The sequence below is a fragment of the Pseudomonas rosaeacicularis genome, assembly GCF_057128745.1.
This window is the reverse complement of the sequence record NZ_JBSKHT010000006.1, coordinates 25,642-41,345: the sequence shown is the minus strand read 5'-3', so window position 1 is coordinate 41,345 and position 15,704 is coordinate 25,642. Positions and strand designations below refer to the sequence as shown.

14 protein-coding genes and 1 tRNA gene are annotated in these 15,704 nt (G+C 58.7%); 7 read left to right on the top strand and 8 right to left on the bottom strand.

Annotated features, from left to right (window positions below):
* The first annotated feature begins 39 nt into the window (after window positions 1-39).
* On the top strand, window positions 40-2,181 hold the full coding sequence (locus ACWKWM_RS09360) for a 3-hydroxyacyl-CoA dehydrogenase NAD-binding domain-containing protein (RefSeq protein WP_483845874.1): 2,142 nt from the start codon (window positions 40-42) through the stop codon (window positions 2,179-2,181).
* 140 nt (window positions 2,182-2,321) lie between these two features.
* Complete coding sequence (locus ACWKWM_RS09355; RefSeq protein ID WP_483845873.1) at window positions 2,322-3,044, top strand: amidotransferase; 723 nt, start codon at window positions 2,322-2,324, stop codon at window positions 3,042-3,044.
* A gap of 452 nt (window positions 3,045-3,496) precedes the next feature.
* Here ACWKWM_RS09355 and ACWKWM_RS09350 read toward each other — a convergent pair whose 3' ends face one another.
* From ACWKWM_RS09350 to ACWKWM_RS09335, 4 genes are all read right to left on the bottom strand, one after another.
* Window positions 3,497-4,468 carry a magnesium and cobalt transport protein CorA gene (locus ACWKWM_RS09350; RefSeq protein WP_483845872.1) on the bottom strand — a complete coding sequence of 324 codons (972 nt, stop codon included), beginning with the start codon at window positions 4,466-4,468 and terminating at the stop codon, window positions 3,497-3,499.
* 94 nt (window positions 4,469-4,562) lie between these two features.
* The gene (locus ACWKWM_RS09345; RefSeq protein ID WP_483845871.1) at window positions 4,563-5,285 is read right to left on the bottom strand and encodes a lysophospholipid acyltransferase family protein; all 723 of its coding nucleotides are present in this window, start codon (window positions 5,283-5,285) and stop codon (window positions 4,563-4,565) included.
* Between the two features lie 120 nt (window positions 5,286-5,405).
* Window positions 5,406-6,095 carry a crotonase/enoyl-CoA hydratase family protein gene (locus tag ACWKWM_RS09340; protein WP_483845870.1) on the bottom strand — a complete coding sequence of 230 codons (690 nt, stop codon included), beginning with the start codon at window positions 6,093-6,095 and terminating at the stop codon, window positions 5,406-5,408.
* Window positions 6,096-6,245: 150 nt separating this feature from the next.
* On the bottom strand, window positions 6,246-6,539 hold the full coding sequence (locus tag ACWKWM_RS09335; protein ID WP_483845869.1) for a DUF6388 family protein: 294 nt from the start codon (window positions 6,537-6,539) through the stop codon (window positions 6,246-6,248).
* 521 nt (window positions 6,540-7,060) lie between these two features.
* Here ACWKWM_RS09335 and ACWKWM_RS09330 point away from each other — a divergent pair.
* Entirely contained in the window at window positions 7,061-7,384 is a 324-nt protein-coding gene (locus tag ACWKWM_RS09330; protein WP_483845868.1) for a helix-turn-helix domain-containing protein, read from the top strand.
* Window positions 7,385-7,649: 265 nt separating this feature from the next.
* Here ACWKWM_RS09330 and ACWKWM_RS09325 read toward each other — a convergent pair.
* Both ACWKWM_RS09325 and ACWKWM_RS09320 read right to left on the bottom strand, forming a co-directional pair.
* Window positions 7,650-7,739, bottom strand: a tRNA-Ser gene (locus tag ACWKWM_RS09325).
* Window positions 7,740-7,905: 166 nt separating this feature from the next.
* A complete protein-coding gene (locus ACWKWM_RS09320) occupies window positions 7,906-8,655 on the bottom strand; it encodes a 3-oxoacyl-ACP reductase family protein (protein WP_483845867.1) in 750 nt (249 codons plus the stop codon).
* 118 nt (window positions 8,656-8,773) lie between these two features.
* On the opposite strand from ACWKWM_RS09320, the gene ACWKWM_RS09315 reads away from it, so the two are divergent.
* On the top strand, window positions 8,774-9,697 hold the full coding sequence (locus tag ACWKWM_RS09315) for a LysR family transcriptional regulator (protein WP_483846055.1): 924 nt from the start codon (window positions 8,774-8,776) through the stop codon (window positions 9,695-9,697).
* A gap of 108 nt (window positions 9,698-9,805) precedes the next feature.
* Complete coding sequence (locus ACWKWM_RS09310; protein ID WP_483845866.1) at window positions 9,806-10,330, top strand: cysteine hydrolase family protein; 525 nt, start codon at window positions 9,806-9,808, stop codon at window positions 10,328-10,330.
* Window positions 10,331-10,578: 248 nt separating this feature from the next.
* Here the strand turns inward: ACWKWM_RS09310 and ACWKWM_RS09305 are convergent, their stop codons facing one another.
* Window positions 10,579-12,024 carry a SulP family inorganic anion transporter gene (locus ACWKWM_RS09305; RefSeq protein ID WP_483845865.1) on the bottom strand — a complete coding sequence of 482 codons (1,446 nt, stop codon included), beginning with the start codon at window positions 12,022-12,024 and terminating at the stop codon, window positions 10,579-10,581.
* 168 nt (window positions 12,025-12,192) lie between these two features.
* On the opposite strand from ACWKWM_RS09305, the gene ACWKWM_RS09300 reads away from it, so the two are divergent.
* Together ACWKWM_RS09300 and zapE are read left to right on the top strand one after the other, a co-directional pair.
* A complete protein-coding gene (locus tag ACWKWM_RS09300; protein ID WP_483845864.1) occupies window positions 12,193-13,407 on the top strand; it encodes an MFS transporter in 1,215 nt (404 codons plus the stop codon).
* Complete coding sequence (gene zapE, locus ACWKWM_RS09295) at window positions 13,404-14,522, top strand: cell division protein ZapE (protein ID WP_483845863.1); 1,119 nt, start codon at window positions 13,404-13,406, stop codon at window positions 14,520-14,522. Before ACWKWM_RS09300 ends, zapE begins: the two co-directional genes overlap by 4 nt.
* A gap of 102 nt (window positions 14,523-14,624) precedes the next feature.
* Here zapE and rarD read toward each other — a convergent pair whose 3' ends face one another.
* Complete coding sequence (gene rarD, locus ACWKWM_RS09290; protein ID WP_483845862.1) at window positions 14,625-15,509, bottom strand: EamA family transporter RarD; 885 nt, start codon at window positions 15,507-15,509, stop codon at window positions 14,625-14,627.
* Window positions 15,510-15,704 lie beyond the last annotated feature (195 nt).

Below are 15,704 nucleotides of genomic sequence, written 5' to 3'. Positions count from 1 at the left end.
TCCACTTAATTTATAAAAACAGTTCCAGGGACAGACCGCATGACTGACGCCATTGAGTACATCGTAGGTCCCGATCAGATCGTGACGCTGATCCTCGACATGCCCGATCAAAGCGCCAACACCATGAACGTCACCTACCGCGAAGCCATGGGGCGCATCGTGGACCGGTTGACGGCAGAAAAAGAGCACATCGCCGGGGTGATCATCACCTCGGCCAAAAAGACCTTCTTTACCGGTGGCGACCTGAACGAGCTGATTCAGGTCGATGCCTCCCGCGCGCAGTGGTTTTTCCAGATGGTCCTCGGCCTCAAGGCCCAGTTGCGAGCGCTGGAAACCCTCGGCAAACCGGTAGTGGCCGCTATCAACGGCGCCGCGCTTGGCGGTGGCTGGGAGTTATGTCTGGCGTGCCACCATCGCATCGCTCTGGATCAGAAAAACCTGCGTGTCGGCTTGCCCGAAGTCACGCTGGGCTTGCTGCCCGGTGGCGGCGGCACTGTGCGGCTGGTGCGCATGTTGGGGCTGGAAAAAGCGCTGCCGTTGCTGATGGAAGGCAAAACGTTGAGCGCGCAGCAAGCGTTTCAAGCAGGCCTGATCGATCAACTGGCCACTGACGTCGATGACATGCTGGACAAGGCGCGGGCGTGGATTCTGGCCAATCCGGCGCCGCAAAAGCCGTGGGATCTGCCGGGCTACCAGATTCCCGGCGGCACGCCGTCACACCCAAAAGTTGCGCAGATGCTGGCGATAGCGCCGTCGATATTGCGCGCCAAAACGCAGGGCTGCTATCCCGCGCCTGAGAAGATCCTCTGCGCCGCTGTCGAAGGCGCCCAAGTGGATTTCGACACCGCGCAACTGATCGAAGCGCGTTACTTCACCGAACTCACTACCGGCCAGATTTCCAAAAACATGATCGGCAGCTGGTTCGAGCTCAATCGCATCAACGCCGGCCACTCGCGCCCCAAAGCCCCGCCGCCTTACACCACGCGTAAGGTCGGGATCATTGGCGCCGGCATGATGGGGGCGGGCATTGCCTACGTTAGTGCATCTGCCGGCATTGATGTTGTGCTCAAAGACGTCAATCTCGCCGCCGCGCAAAAGGGCAAGGATTACTCCCTCAGGCTGCTCGACAAACACCTGGCGGCGGGGCGCATCAGTAATCAGCACCGAGACGCGACGCTGGCGCGGATCAAGACCACCGGCCGGGACAGTGACTTGGAAGGGTGCGACCTGATCATCGAGGCAGTGTTTGAAAATCGCGAGCTCAAAGCTCAGGTCAGCGCGGCAGCCGAGCAATTTGTGCTAACCAACGCCGTCATCGCTTCCAACACCTCGACCCTACCGATCTCCGGTCTGGCGGCGGCTGTTTTACGGCAGGAGCGTTTCATCGGTCTGCATTTTTTCAGTCCGGTAGACAAGATGCGCCTGGTCGAAATCATCAAAGGCGCGCGCACCAATGACATGACGCTGGCGCGGGCGTTCGACTTTGTGCAGCAGATCAAGAAGACGCCGATTGTGGTCAACGACAGTCGCGGGTTCTTCACTTCCAGGGTGTTCGCCACGTTTACCCACGAAGGCATTGCGATGCTGGGCGAGGGCGTTTCAGCGGTGGCGATCGAAACCGAAGCGCGCAAGGCGGGCATGCCCGTGGGGCCGTTGGCAGTGTCCGATGAGGTATCGCTCAGTCTGATGAGCCACATTCGCCAGCAGGCGCAAAAAGATCTGGCGCAGGAAGGTAAAAGTGCTCCCGAGCACAGCGCCCACGGGCTGATCGATTTGCTGGTCAATGAGTACGGGCGTCTGGGCAAGGCTGCGGGCGCGGGCTTTTATGATTATCCGACAGGTGCACCAAAGCGCCTGTGGCCTGAGCTGAAATCCCGTTTTGAAAAGCCGGACGTGCTGATCGCCGGGCAGGAAATTCGTGATCGGTTGCTGTTCATTCAAGCCATCGAAACCGTGCGCTGCGTGGAGGAGGGCGTGTTGCTGTCCACGGCTGACGCCAATATCGGATCGATTTATGGCATTGGTTTTCCCGCCTGGACCGGCGGCGCGCTGCAGTTCATCAATCAGTACGGACTCAAGGACTTCATCGCCCGAGCGCAGTACTTGGCTGAACGCTACGGCGAGCGATTTCATCCACCTGCGCTGTTGCTGGAAAAGGCGCTCAACGGCAAACGGTTTTGAGCCAGGCTTAAATCAGCGAGCGCCACAGCTCAGGTTCAGCCAGCGGTGCGCGCATTACCCAAACGGGCCTTGCCTTGATGTAACGATTCGAGGCACGCTTGGGCGTGTGCATTTTCGCCTTCAGCGCTTCAGGTATTTTTATGTCGTTACGCATCTGCATTCTGGAAACCGACGTCCTGCGCCCGGAACTGGTCGAGCAATATCAGGGCTACGGGCGGATGTTCGAATTGTTGTTTGCTCGCCAGCCGATCCCGGCCGAGTTCACTGTTTACAACGTGTTGCAGGGCGATTATCCGTCGGATGACCAGCAGTTCGACGCCTATTTGGTCACCGGCAGCAAGGCCGACTCGTTCGGCACCGATCCTTGGATTCAAACCCTCAAAACCTATCTGCTCGACCGTTATAAGCGCGGCGATAAGTTGCTGGGCATCTGCTTTGGGCATCAGTTGCTGGCGCTGTTGCTGGGTGGCAAAACCGAGCGCGCGACCCAGGGTTGGGGCGTCGGCACCCACCAGTACACGCTAGCACCTGCTACGCCGTGGATGTCGCCTGCGGTGGACAATCTCACGCTGCTGATCAGCCACCAGGATCAGGTCACCGCACTGCCCGAAGGTGCGACGGTGATTGCGTCCAGCGAGTTCTGTCAGTTTGCGGCGTACCACATCAATGATCAGGTGCTGTGCTTCCAGGGTCATCCCGAATTCATCCACGACTACTCGCGCACGCTGCTGGATATCCGTCAGGAAGCGCTGGGCGAGCAGGTCTACAACAAAGGCATCGCCAGCCTGGAGCAGGAACACCATGGCGTGACGGTGGCGGAGTGGATGATGCGGTTTGTGGCAGGGGGTTCGAAGGCGGTTTGAGGGTTGAACTGAAGACGCGGTCTCTGTAGGAGCGAACTTGTTCGCGAGGCGGTATGCCTTCTGATCGTTCCCATGCTGCGCGTGGTAATGAACATGACACACCGCGTCCAACGGTTTTACTGCCGCTGCGCGCCAGATCGCGGGCAAGCCACGCTCCTACGGGCTCCGCCCAGAATCAAAAACGCGCAGCGCCAGATCTGCTTCTGCGCAGAGCGCGTAGGAGCTCTTCGAGGTTACGAGAGCAGCGATGGGCTGCGAAGCGGCCCCAAACCCACGCGCCCCGGTGCATCCGACATTTCGCATTCTGGGGTTTTGCTGCCGGTTCCCGACAGATCATAAGCAAGCTGGACTCCTACGGCCTCCGGCCAGAATCAAAAGCCGTCCGAGCATGCAGAGTCAAGAGTCGTCCGAGGATGCAGAATAAAAAGGCGTGCAAGGACGCAGCGAATACTTCACAGCCACCCCGAGCGCTTGAAGCTGGCGAACAGGATCGTGCATCCGCCGACGATCACACCCAGCACCGCGAAGTAGCCGTAATGCCAGCTCAGCTCTGGCATGTTCTGAAAGTTCATCCCATAGATCCCGGCAATCGCTGTCGGGAACGCCAGAATTGCCGCCCAAGCGGCAAATTTGCGCTGGGTCAGGCTTTGCCGTGATGACTCCAGCAACAGCCCGATTTCAATCGTCTGGCTGGCGATGTCCCGCAGGTTGGCCAGATCTTCCATTTGCCGCTTCACGTGAATTTCCACATCGCGAAAGTACGGGCGCATGTTCTTGTCGATGAACGGAAAACTGAGTTTTTGCAGTTCTTCGCCAATCTCCACCATCGGCGACACATAGCGTCGCAAGCGCAACAAATCACGACGCAGGCTGTGGATGCGATGAATGTCGGCTTCGTTGAGCTCGGTGCTGAGCACGCTGTGTTCCAGCTCTTCGAGCTCGCAGTGAATGGCCTCGGTCACCGGCTGGTAGTTCTCGGTGACAAAATCGAGCAGCGCATACAACACAAAGTCCTCGCCGTGCTCCAGTAGCAGCGGGCGCGCTTCGCAGCGTTGTCGTACCAAGCCATAGGATTTCGAGTCGCCGTTGCGCGAAGTGATGATGTAACCCTTGCCGGCGAAGATGTGGGTTTCGATGAAGATCAGCTTGCCGTTTTCACGGATCGGCGCGTAGGTGACGATGAACAGTGCGTCGCCGAAGGTTTCGAGTTTAGGGCGGCTGTGGACTTCGAGGGCGTCTTCAATGGCCAGTTCGTGCAGGCAGAACTGCTTTTGCAGCACGGCCAGCTCCTGTGCGCTGGGCTGCTCCAGGCCTATCCAGACAAAATGGCCTGGCTTGGCTGCCCATTCGGCGCCTTGATCGAGAGTGATGTTGGTGACTTTCTTTCCGGCGCTGTAAACCGCAGCAGCAACGACTCGGCCCATGGTGGATTCGCTTCTTCTTGTAGATGGCAGACGCGCAGCTTAGCGCGGATCTATCTGTTCAGAGTCAGCAAAATTCCACGAGTTCGCCCAAGGTTCAGGCGATTGACAGCTGCCGATCCAGGTCCTCGATACAGCGTTGCATCTGGGTGCGGCATTGCTCGATCAGTTCCGGCAGTTGTTCCAGCGTCAGGTGTGAAGTGGGGATGGCGGGGAGGGTGCGGATGAGCACGTTGCCGCTCTGCCGACGATTGAGTTGCATGCAGTTTGAGTAGTTGCTGACGCACACCGGGACGATAGGAACACCGGCTTCGATGGCCATCTGAAATGCGCCACGTTTGAAAGGCAACAGGCCATTGCCCAGATTGCGCGTGCCCTCAGGAAACACCCAGATCGAGGTGTCTTTGTTTTGCAGGGTGTCGGTGGTCTGGCGCATGGAGCGGCGCGCCTTGAGCGGGTTGCCACGATCGATCAGCACATTGCCGGCAAGCCAGAAAAGCTGGCCGAACAGCGGCACCCATTTCAGGCTCTTCTTGCCGATACAGACAGTGCGCGGCGGCACGATATTGCCGAAGACGAACAGATCGTAATTGGATTGGTGATTGGCGATCACTACGCAGGGATGAGTCTGCGCGAAAACATCGCCCAGCTCGGTCCTGACACGCAAACCCAGGATACGCATCGCGGGCAAGGCATACAGCCGAGCGCACCAGCGGCTGTTATCGGGATTGAACGGGCGACACAACCCCAACAATAAGCCCAGCACCCCAGCGACAATGAAGTGCAGAGCCATCAACGACATACGCAGCACAAACAGCATTCAACCGGCCCACTGGACAAAAGGGGGCGCAGTGTACGAATGCCCATCGTAATGGGCAATTGTCGGACAGGCTTGCCGGTGTGGGATATTTAAGAAAATGTTACCGAATGGGAAATGACGTTACAGCGCCTGATGCCGATCCGCTTCGATCGCTTTGTCCAGCGTTTCCAGGAAAGCCTTGCGCACCTTCAGCTTGGTGTGTTTATGGGCATTCATATTGATTTTTTTAAGTTGAAGCGCAACCGTACGTGCGGCTTCTTGGAGCTCTTCGGGCGCTACGACCTTATCCAGGAATCCGGCCTGGACCGCGCCTTTGGGGTCAAACATCTCGCCATTGATCACCGAGCGGCCAAAGGCTGAGTTGCTCAGGCGGTTGCGAGCCAGTTCGATACCGGCGTGGTGCATGGTCATGCCGATCTGGACTTCATTCAGGCCGATGCTGAATGCGCCCTCCACACCAATGCGATAGTCAGCCGACAGCAGCAGGAATGCACCTTTGGCCACGGCATGACCATTACAGGCCACGACGATCGGCAGAGGATGGGCCAGCATGCGGCGTGCGAGCGTTGAACCTGCGAACACCAGGTCTAGCGCGGCCTGAGGACTGGAAGTCATGATTTTCAGATCGTAGCCGCCGGACAGGATGCCCGGCTGGCCGGTGAGGATAACCACTGCGCGGTCTTTCTCTGCCTGATCCAGCGCATCGTTGAGGGCTTTGACCAGATCGTTGCTGATCGCGTTGACCTTGCCGTTGCTCAGGGTCAGCGTAGCAATGCCGTCGTCCAGTTGATAAGAGACCAGATCACTCATGACGCGAATCCTTTTTTGTTTTGAAGTGCGCAGAAGTTACCCACCCGCAAGTGGCAGGTAAAGCGCTATGAGTGACCGATAAGTCAGGATTGCGGGCCCGCCAGCGAGTGTGGGGGCCCGATGATGTGTGGCATGACGAGCGTGGGCAGTTCAGTCGTCGAGTTCGTTCAGTTCGCGGTACTCGTCCCAGTCCATGCCCAGCGCGTCGGCCGCCTGTTGATGTGCTGCCAGACGCATCTCCTTGAGTTGCTCCGGGCTGTCGGCAATGAATTGCAACGCCAGTTCCCAGGTTTCAATGCCCTGGCTTTCTGCCTCGTCTTCGAACGCCCAAAGGGTCTGGTTTTTCTGCTCTTCGGGGCTCAGGTCCTGGATTTCAGCCTGCAACACAGGATTGGTGACGATGTACTTCGCCAGTGCAGCTTCGTTCCAGTCGTTTGCGTTCATGCGGCGGTTATCTCCTGTTATTAGATTTGAGCTCACGCTTGGCCGGCCAATGGCGGCCTTAAACGAGTCCGGATTGTGCTGGATGTGCGCCCTGCATGCCAGCCACTTGGGGTCCGTCGGTCGAGGCGGCCGGCTGCTGAGGAAGGCAGTGGGGTTAAGGCTGCAACAATAATTGTGCCTGTTACGAGGTAGTCACATCGAATAACTGTGTATTCGTTTGAGGGTAATTGCACCGATCCATCACGTTATTGCCTTACTTGCAAAATACCCGTGACCTCTGCTCGATTAATCAAGTCGTGTTTCAGAAGCCGAGCGGTTGATTTTGCTGGCATTCTTGTCAGGGATATTTATCCAAATGGCTGGAATCTCGAAGTCGGTATCTATTCGAGGGTGTCACGCCCATACTCGTGTCACTACTCAGTCTTTAAATAGCGTTAAAGACTGCTCCCCCATAGATATAGAGGCCGTCAGCGCAATAGATAGGCGGATTCTTATCAGCTATCGTGAAAAGGCGGATAGGCATGGACACGTTTAGCAGCAGGCTGAAGCAAGAGCGATTGCGGAAAAAACTAACGCAGCACGCGCTGGCAGAGTTGGGCGGTGTGCAACCCAATGCCCAGGGACATTACGAAAGCGGGCAAAGAATGCCAAAGGCCGACTATCTGGTCGCTACCTCTGGCACTCTGGATATCGCTTACATTATCACCGGCAAACGTACTTCTGAAGTATTGGGTGACTTGAGTGTGGCGGAGAACAATATGCTGGTAGCGCTGAGAAAGATGCCTGAGGCCGATCAGAGTGCGCTGAGTCATTTGTTCAATGCACTGTCGCGCACCAACGGGTAATCATTGGGGTTGTCGTCGAAAAGTTTAGTATTGCGTTATATCAAGGTTAGTTGATGTTTTAAGTAACAAACTTGAAACGATGACAGCACTCAAATAATAATATTAGCCGTCGCGGACTGTGTGCCCGCTAAGACCTGTGTTCGCTGCTAAGGCCTTTAGCGAGTGCGAGCTCCGGGCATTGACGCTGTGATGATCGGATGCGCACGCCAGAAACACAAAACCCCTGACTTCATCTAGAAGTCAGGGGTTTTGTTTATATCAAATTTGGCGGTGAAGGAGAGATTCGAACTCTCGATACAATTTCTTGTATACACACTTTCCAGGCGTGCTCCTTAAGCCACTCGGACACTTCACCGTATCTCTTCAAACATGTTCCGTCTGTCGAGGCGCGCTAATGTAGTCGAAACCTTTAGCGAAGGCAAAACTTTTTTTCAGAATTTTCATGTGCTTAAGCAGAAAAGCCCCCAGCCCCGGCGTCTGCAAGAGGTCGGGGCTGAGGTGTCCGCGAAGGGCGGTGTGGATCAGGCGCCGAAGCCGCCGTCAATGGTCAGGCTGGCGCCGGTGATGTAGCCGGCTTCCGGGCCTGAGAGGTACGCCACGAAACCCGCGATTTCATCGGCCTTGCCGTAACGCCCGATTGCCATCAACCCCAGCAGCGATTCTGCGAAGTCGCTGTCGGCCGGATTCATATCGGTGTCGACTGGGCCTGGCTGCACATTATTGACGGTGATGCCGCGCGGGCCGAGGTCGCGCGCCAGGCCTTTGGTCAGGCCGACGAGGGCGGATTTGCTCATGGCGTACGGGCCACCACCGCCAAAGGGCATGCGGTCGGCGTTGGTGCTGCCGATGTTGATGATGCGTCCACCTTCTTTCATATGGCGCGCGGCCTCCTGGCTTGCGATGAACACGCTGCGCACGTTGATCGCCAGAGTTCTGTCGAAATCCTCCAGGCTGAATTCATCCAGGGGAGCAATCGCCAGCACGCCGGCGTTGTTGACCAGAATATCCAGGCCGCCGAAGGTTTCGGCGGTGGTGCGCACGGCGCGGCGAATGTCCTCGGCGCTCGCGCTGTCCGCTTTTATCGCCAGCGCTTGGCCGCCGGTGGCAGTGATGCTGTCCTGCAGTTCGCGCGCCTTGGCGTCGGAGCTGATGTAAGTGAAGGCCACAGCTGCGCCTTGTTCGGCCAGGCGCTTGACGATGGCGGCGCCGATGCCGCGCGAGCCGCCTTGAACGAGGACTACTTTGCCGGTGAGGTTCGTTGGGTGAGTCATTTCGATCTCCAGAACAGTTGAGGTTTGAGTGGATGGACTGAGTATCCGCCGCCGATTGCATGCGCAGTAGCCCGTAATCGCTATAGTCTGTGTAAACCAAAAGTTGTGAATGAGTGCGATGGAAAACTTCAGCAGCATCGAATGCTTTGTGCGCAGTGCCGAGGTCGGCAGTTTTGCCGAAGCCGCGCGGCGTCTGAGCCTGACCCCGGCAGCCGTAGGCAAAAGCGTGGCTAAACTCGAAACGCGTCTGGGGGTGCGGCTCTTCCAGCGTAGTACGCGCAGCCTGAGATTGACCGAAGCAGGCCAGCGTTTTCTGGAAGAAGTCAGTGCCAGCCTCAATACCATCCAGAACGCAGTGGCCAATCTGGCCAGCGCCGAGGGCAGCCCGGCCGGCACTCTGAAGGTGAGCATGGGCACGGTCTTCGGCCGGCTTTATATCCTGCCGATGCTGGGGGAGTTTCTGCGCCGTTTCCCGGCCATCACCCCGGATTGGCACTTTGATAACCGACAAGTGGATCTGATTGCGCAGGGCTTTGATGCTGCCATCGGCGGTGGCTTCGATTTGCCTCAGGGTGTGGTCGCCCGCAAGTTGGCCCCGGCGCATCGGGTCTTGGTGGCATCCCCGGCCGGACTCGCAGCGCGCCCTCCAATCATCACCCCGGAAGATCTGCACAGCTGCGACGGCATTTTGATTCGTTCGCCGCAAACCGGGCGCATACGGTCGTGGCCCTTGAGCAATCAGGCGCAGCAGCAACGCCCGTTGAGCCTGAAAGTGCGCATGACCATGAGTGACTCGGAAGCTGCCTGCGCAGCGGCGGAGCAGGGACTGGGTGTTGCGCTGGTCAGTATGCCGTTCGCCTTGCCATATCTGTCGAAAGGGACATTGCAGCGCGTGTTGCCCGATTGGTACGTCGACGACGGCAATATCTCCATCTACTACAGCGAGCATAAATTGCTGCCGGGCAAGACCCGCGCTTTTGTCGATTTCGTGATCGAGCAATTTGCCGAGCAACAGCTAGCCCGTCACTTCAGCGCGCTTTGAATCAGCGCCAGTGGACATCACGCCCCAGGCCTTCGTACATTGGCGTGCTGCTTATTTAAAGGAGAGAACATGAAGCTCCACGCCAACGCTGCGTAGATCCTGATCGACATGCAGAACGGTATCAATCACCCCAAGCTTGGCCGCCGCAATAACCCGCAGGCCGAACAGCACATGCTTCGATTGCTGGCCCAGTGGCGCGAAAGTAGCCGCCCGGTGTTTCATGTGCGGCATTTTTCGCGCTCGCCCGACTCGGTGTTCTGGCCGGAGCAATCGGGAGTCGATTACCAGAAGGCCTTTGAGCCCTGGGACGGCGAGCAGGAACTGAGCAAGCAAGTGCCGGATGCGTTCTGCCATTCCTTCCTCGAAGCCTGGCTGCGGGCGGACGGTATCTCGCAGATCGTCATTGTCGGTGTGGTGACCAACAACTCGGTGGAGTCCACAGCGCGCACGGGCGGCAATCTGGGCTTGGAGGTGATCGTGCCTCACGACGCATGCTTCACCTTCGATCAGGCGGATTTTTTCGGCACGCCGCGTACGGCAGAGGAGGTGCACGCGATGTCACTGGCAAACCTCAATGGCGAGTACGCGCAGGTGTTGTCGACGGATGAGGTGTTGAATTCGCCCAGAAGATAAGCCTTCGGCGCTGCCGATCCTGGGGCCGCTTCGCGCCCCATCGTCGGCAAGCCAGGCTCCTACGCCCTTCGGGCAGAGGCAGGATTGCAGCGCTACTAGCTTTTGATTCTGGCCGAAGGCCGTAGGAGTCTGGCTTGCCGACGATCTGCCGCGCAGCGGCAGTAAAACCTGTGAACCCGCGCTAGGCAGCGCGCCGCGTCGGTCGCCTCGCCAACAAGTTGGCTCCTACAGAGTTTAGGGTCGCTACCTCAAGCGTGCTGCACGCCCGCGCGTTTGAGCAATTGCTTGCAGCGCTCGGACAGGTGAATCACGCGCAAGTGCTTGCCGGCCTTTTCGTAGCGTTCACGCAGGGTTTTCAGTGCGGCGATGGCGGAGTAGTCGACGAAGCTCAAATGCCGACAATCAAGGGTGACGATTGCCGGGTCCTCGGCGGTGGTGAACTGATTGAGAAACTGCGTAACGGACGCAAAAAACAGCGTGCCATGCAGGCTGTAGACCTTGCTGCCATCGGCGTCAGTGTGCGCGTCGGCGTACAGCTCGCGGGCCTGCTGCCAGGCGAAGTTGATGGCCGCAATCAGAATGCCGAACAGCACGGCCGTCGCCAGGTCCGTCAACACGGTGACGATGGTCACGGCAATAATCGCCAGCATGTCGTTCAACGGCACTTTGTGCAGCACTCGCAACGAGGCCCAAGCGAATGTCTGCTGCGCCACCACGAACATCACCCCCACTAGCGCGGCCAGTGGAATGCGCTCGATCAGTGGCGAGAGAAACAGCACGAACATCAGGATCATCACCCCGGCCACGATCCCGGACAGGCGTCCGCGCCCCCCGGAGCTGAGATTGATCACGGTCTGGCCGATCATCGCGCAGCCCCCCATCCCGCCGCACACGCCGGACGCCATGTTGGCAAAACCCAGCGCCACGCATTCGCGGTCCGGGTAGCCGCGGGTTTCGGTGATCTCGTCAGTGAGGTTGAGGGTCAGCAGGGTTTCCAGCAGACCGACCAGCGCCATCAGAATCGCGTAAGGCGCGATGATGCGCAGGGTTTGCAGACTCCACGGCACGTCCGGCAGCGCCAGCGATGGCAGGCCGCCGGCGATATGCGCCATGTCCCCCAAGGTGCGAGTGGGCAGATCTAGAAAGTAGACCAGCAGGCCGACGCCGAGAATTGCAATCAGCGCCGGCGGGATGGCGCGGGTCAGGCGTGGCAGCACGTAAACAATCGCCATCGTCAGCGCCACCAGCCCAACCATGATGTAAAGCGGCGTCCCGCTCAGCCAGGACTCGCCCACTTTGAAGTGCTCCAGCTGCGCCATGGCAATGACGATCGCCAGGCCGTTGACGAAGCCGAGCATCACCGGATATGGCACCATTCGCACCAGTTTGCCCAGCCGCAGCAGACCGAAGACAACCATCAACAGCCCGCCCAGCAGCACCGTCGCGAGCAAATACTGCACGCCTTGTTGCACCACCAGCGCGACGATCACCACCGCCATTGACCCGGCCGCACCGGAAACCATGCCCGGCCTACCGCCGAACAACGCGGTCAGCGTGCAGATGATGAAAGCGCCGTACAGGCCCATCAGCGGGTTGAGGTGCGCAACCAGCGCGAACGCGATGCACTCGGGCACCAAAGCGAAGGACGTGGTCAATCCCGCCAGGACATCGGCGCGTATACGGGCTGGTTTCATGATTTACCTGGACGTGCGCGACGCGTTATCGCCGCTAAAAAAGGGAGGATGGTACGGATTCCCGGCCCCGCCCGCCAGTCAGCAAATCCTGCTGTCAGGTCAATGGGGGATGTGTAACCATATATGGCCCAGCCCTTGATACCGCCTCTATAAAGGATAAGAACACGGATGCTCGCCGCCTTCAGACACTACCCGTTCTCGGTCAACCTGCTGCTGTCCTCGTCGCTGTTTCTGACGCTGGGCCGCGCCATTACCCTGCCGTATCTGGTGATTTATCTGTCGTCGAACTTCGCGTTAGGCATCAGCGAAATCGGGCTGGTGGTGGGCAGTGCGTTGTTCGTCGGCTCGTTGCTCAGCCTGTATGGCGGCTATCTCACCGACAAACTTTCAAGCTACCGGTTGATCCTGGCCTTCACCGGGTTCTTCACCGTCGGTTTCATCGGCATGTGCATCACGCGGCACCTGTGGCTGTTTTTTGTGTTTCTCGTGTCGTTCAATTTTGCCTATTCAGTCATCGACATCGTGGTCAAGGCCGCCTTCGGCAAACTGCTGCCGGAAGCCGAACGCGGCAAGGTGTTCTCGGTGCGCTACACGCTGATCAACATCGGTTATGCGGTAGGGCCGTTCATTGGCGCCGGGCTTGCGCACATGGACATGAAGCTGCCGTTCCTGATGTCAGCGATCCTTGGCCTGGGCTACTTCCTGACGTACATGATCTGGGGCGACAAGACTCTGAGCTCCGCCGATCCGGCCAATGCTCCGGTATCGTTCATCGCGGTGGGGCGCATTCTGCTCAAGGATTATCGGCTGGTGTGCTTCACCGTCGGCGGCGCTTTGAGCGCTGTGGTCTTCGGGCAATTCACGGCCTACATCTCGCAATATCTGGTGACCACCAGCACCCCGGAGTTCACCTATCAGGTCATCAGTTCGGTGGTGGCGGTGAATGCGGCGGTGGTGATTTGCCTGCAATACATGGTCGGCAAGCGCATTACCAATGAGCACCTGAACCAATGGCTGACGGCGGGTTTCAGCCTGTTCCTGCTGGGTGTGGTCGGATTTGCGCTGTCCACCAGCGTGCTGCATTGGGCGTTGGCCGTGGCGATATTCACCCTCGGCGAGATCATCGTGTTCCCGGCGGAATACATGTTCATTGACCGCATCGCCCCGGATCATTTGCGCGGCATGTATTACGGCGCGCAGAACCTGTCCAACCTCGGCGGCGCGCTGGGGCCGATCCTGTGTGGCTTTGCGCTGGCCTCACAGCCTGCGCATTTCATGTTCTACATGCTGGCGGCATTCATTGTGGCGGGCGGGTGCTTTTATCTGATGGGGGCGTCCTATTCCAAACGCCACGATGCCGGGCGCGGTGATCCCATCCAATGAGTGCTCTGCCTCCCCTCGACGCCTGGCAGCAGGCGGTGGACAGCCAGGGTTTTCAACCGGATGAAGCCCAGCGTAATGCCGCGCAAAAACTGCAGGCTTGCTACCAGGCGCTCAGCACCAATAAAGGATTGTCCTCCGCCAAAGGCGTTTATCTCTGGGGGCCGGTGGGGCGCGGCAAAACCTGGCTAATGGATCGTTTTTTCGAGAGCCTGGAGATTCCGGCGCGGCGTCAGCATTTCCATCACTTCATGCGCTGGGTGCATCAGCGCCTGTTTCAGCTGACCGGCACGGCGCATCCGCTGCAAACCCTCGCGCGCGAATTGGCGCGAGACGTTCGTGTGCTGTGCTTCGACGAGCTGTTCGTCAATGACATCGGCGATGCGGTCATCCTCGGCGGCCTGTTGCGGGCGATGTTCGACGAAGGCGTTGTGCTGGTCTGCACGTCCAACCAACTGCCGGAGCAGCTGTACGCCACCGGCCACAACCGTGAGCGCTTCGTGCCGGCGATCGTGGCAATCAATCTTTTTATGGACGTGGTGTCGGTGGATGGCGGTGAAGATCATCGGCTGCATCCAGGCCAAGCGCATCAGCGTTATTGGGTTACGCCGCAGCAGGGGGCCAGCGCACTGGTTGAGGTGTTTGAGCGCTTGAGTGGCGGGCTGTCGGTGTCGACCCAGCCGGTGGCGTTGGGGCGTCGGCATCTGGCGGTGGTGCGCAGCAGTAAGACGTTAGTCTGGTGTCGTTACAGGGATTTGTGCGAGCAGCCGTTGGCAGCGATGGATTTCATCGAGCTGTGTGATCGCTACGAGGCCGTGCTGCTCAGCGAGGTGCCGGCGTTGAGTGCGCCCCAGCGCGAAGGTCGTATCGCTCGCGGTACCGAAGACGGCGTCGAACAAGTGGTGGCCGGTGATCGCGAGCTGCCGCAGTTGTCGCCTTATGACGACGGCGTGCGCCGCTTCATCGCTTTGGTGGACGAATGCTACGACCGCAAAGTGCCGCTATACGTCGAAGCGGCGCTGCCGATGCCCGAGCTTTATACCGAAGGTTATCTGGCGTTTGCCTTTCGCCGCACGCTGAGCCGGTTGCAGGAAATGCAGTTGGAGCGGTTTGGCTGACATTCAATCTGATCTGTAGGAGCCAACGTGTTGGCGAGACGATTTTTTTGACACTCCGGCGTCAAACCTCGCCAACAAGTTGGCTCCTACAGGTCTCGCGTTTCAAACGCTATTACGCCGCCGTTGCGCCAGTACATGCTTGGCCCCTTCGAACACCAACACCATCACCGCCGTCCAGATCGGCAGGTAGGTCATCCATTCGTCACGCTGGATGGATTCGCCCAGTAACAGCGCGACGCCCACCAGCAGCACCGGTTCGACGTAGCTCAGCAAGCCGAACACGCTGAATGCCAGCAGACGGCTGGCCAGAATGTAGCTGACCAATGCCGACGCGCTGATCGCGCCGAGGATTGGAATCAACACATACAGCCGTGGCGATTGTTCCAGTGCCGACGGGTTGCTGGTCAGGACAATCAGCAGCGCCACCGGCCACACCAACAGCATGTCCCACCACAGGCCGCCGAGGTTGTCGGTCTTGAGCTTGCGCCGCAATACGAAATAAATCGGATAACCCAGCGCCACCACCAGCGTCTCCCACGAGAAACTCCCCAGCCGCAGCAGCTCGTTGCCCACACCGATCAGCGCGCAACAAGCAGCGATTTTCTGCAGGCGCGACAGGTGCTCACCGAAGACCACGCGGCCGGTCAGAATCATCGTCAGCGGCAGCAGGAAATACCCCAGCGACACCTCAAGGCTGCGCCCATGTAACGGCGCCCACATGAACAGCCACAATTGCGCGCTCATCAACGCCGCCGAGAGCACCATCGCCCCGAGCATGGCCGGGGTTTGTCGCACGCGCGCAGTGAGGGCGCGGACCAGTTTCCAGTCGCCGCTGTACAGCAGGAACAAGGTGGCGCAGGGCAGGGTGAGCAGCATCCGCCAGCCGAAGATTTCTTCGCCGGTCAGGGGCTTGAGCAGGGAGGTAAAGTAATACATGACCGCAAACAGGCAGGAGGCCATGACCGACAACGTAACGCCTTTGTACACAGGTGCCTCTTCATGCTTGTTGTTTTGGGCGTTTACGTCGTCAGACTCTGGCGGTTTGAGCGTCGGAAACGGCGCACAGTCTATCCGAACATGGCGTATAACGCGGGCTCCATGTGCTTATCAGACAGACCGCTTCGGCAGCAGAAAGCGTCTGGCAGGAAACAACGCACGTTTGGCAGAGAACGAGACACCCTG

What these genes read in the sequence shown, in the direction of transcription:
- ACWKWM_RS09360 (WP_483845874.1), top strand. Translation starts at nt 40, where the DNA reads ATGACTGACGCCATTGAGTACATCGTAGGTCCCGATCAGATCGTGACG.
- ACWKWM_RS09355 (WP_483845873.1), top strand. Translation starts at nt 2,322, where the DNA reads ATGTCGTTACGCATCTGCATTCTGGAAACCGACGTCCTGCGCCCGGAA.
- ACWKWM_RS09350 (WP_483845872.1), bottom strand. Translation starts at nt 4,468, where the DNA reads ATGGGCCGAGTCGTTGCTGCTGCGGTTTACAGCGCCGGAAAGAAAGTC.
- ACWKWM_RS09345 (WP_483845871.1), bottom strand. Translation starts at nt 5,285, where the DNA reads ATGCTGTTTGTGCTGCGTATGTCGTTGATGGCTCTGCACTTCATTGTC.
- ACWKWM_RS09340 (WP_483845870.1), bottom strand. Translation starts at nt 6,095, where the DNA reads ATGAGTGATCTGGTCTCTTATCAACTGGACGACGGCATTGCTACGCTG.
- ACWKWM_RS09335 (WP_483845869.1), bottom strand. Translation starts at nt 6,539, where the DNA reads ATGAACGCAAACGACTGGAACGAAGCTGCACTGGCGAAGTACATCGTC.
- ACWKWM_RS09330 (WP_483845868.1), top strand. Translation starts at nt 7,061, where the DNA reads ATGGACACGTTTAGCAGCAGGCTGAAGCAAGAGCGATTGCGGAAAAAA.
- ACWKWM_RS09320 (WP_483845867.1), bottom strand. Translation starts at nt 8,655, where the DNA reads ATGACTCACCCAACGAACCTCACCGGCAAAGTAGTCCTCGTTCAAGGC.
- ACWKWM_RS09315 (WP_483846055.1), top strand. Translation starts at nt 8,774, where the DNA reads ATGGAAAACTTCAGCAGCATCGAATGCTTTGTGCGCAGTGCCGAGGTC.
- ACWKWM_RS09310 (WP_483845866.1), top strand. Translation starts at nt 9,806, where the DNA reads ATGCAGAACGGTATCAATCACCCCAAGCTTGGCCGCCGCAATAACCCG.
- ACWKWM_RS09305 (WP_483845865.1), bottom strand. Translation starts at nt 12,024, where the DNA reads ATGAAACCAGCCCGTATACGCGCCGATGTCCTGGCGGGATTGACCACG.
- ACWKWM_RS09300 (WP_483845864.1), top strand. Translation starts at nt 12,193, where the DNA reads ATGCTCGCCGCCTTCAGACACTACCCGTTCTCGGTCAACCTGCTGCTG.
- zapE (WP_483845863.1), top strand. Translation starts at nt 13,404, where the DNA reads ATGAGTGCTCTGCCTCCCCTCGACGCCTGGCAGCAGGCGGTGGACAGC.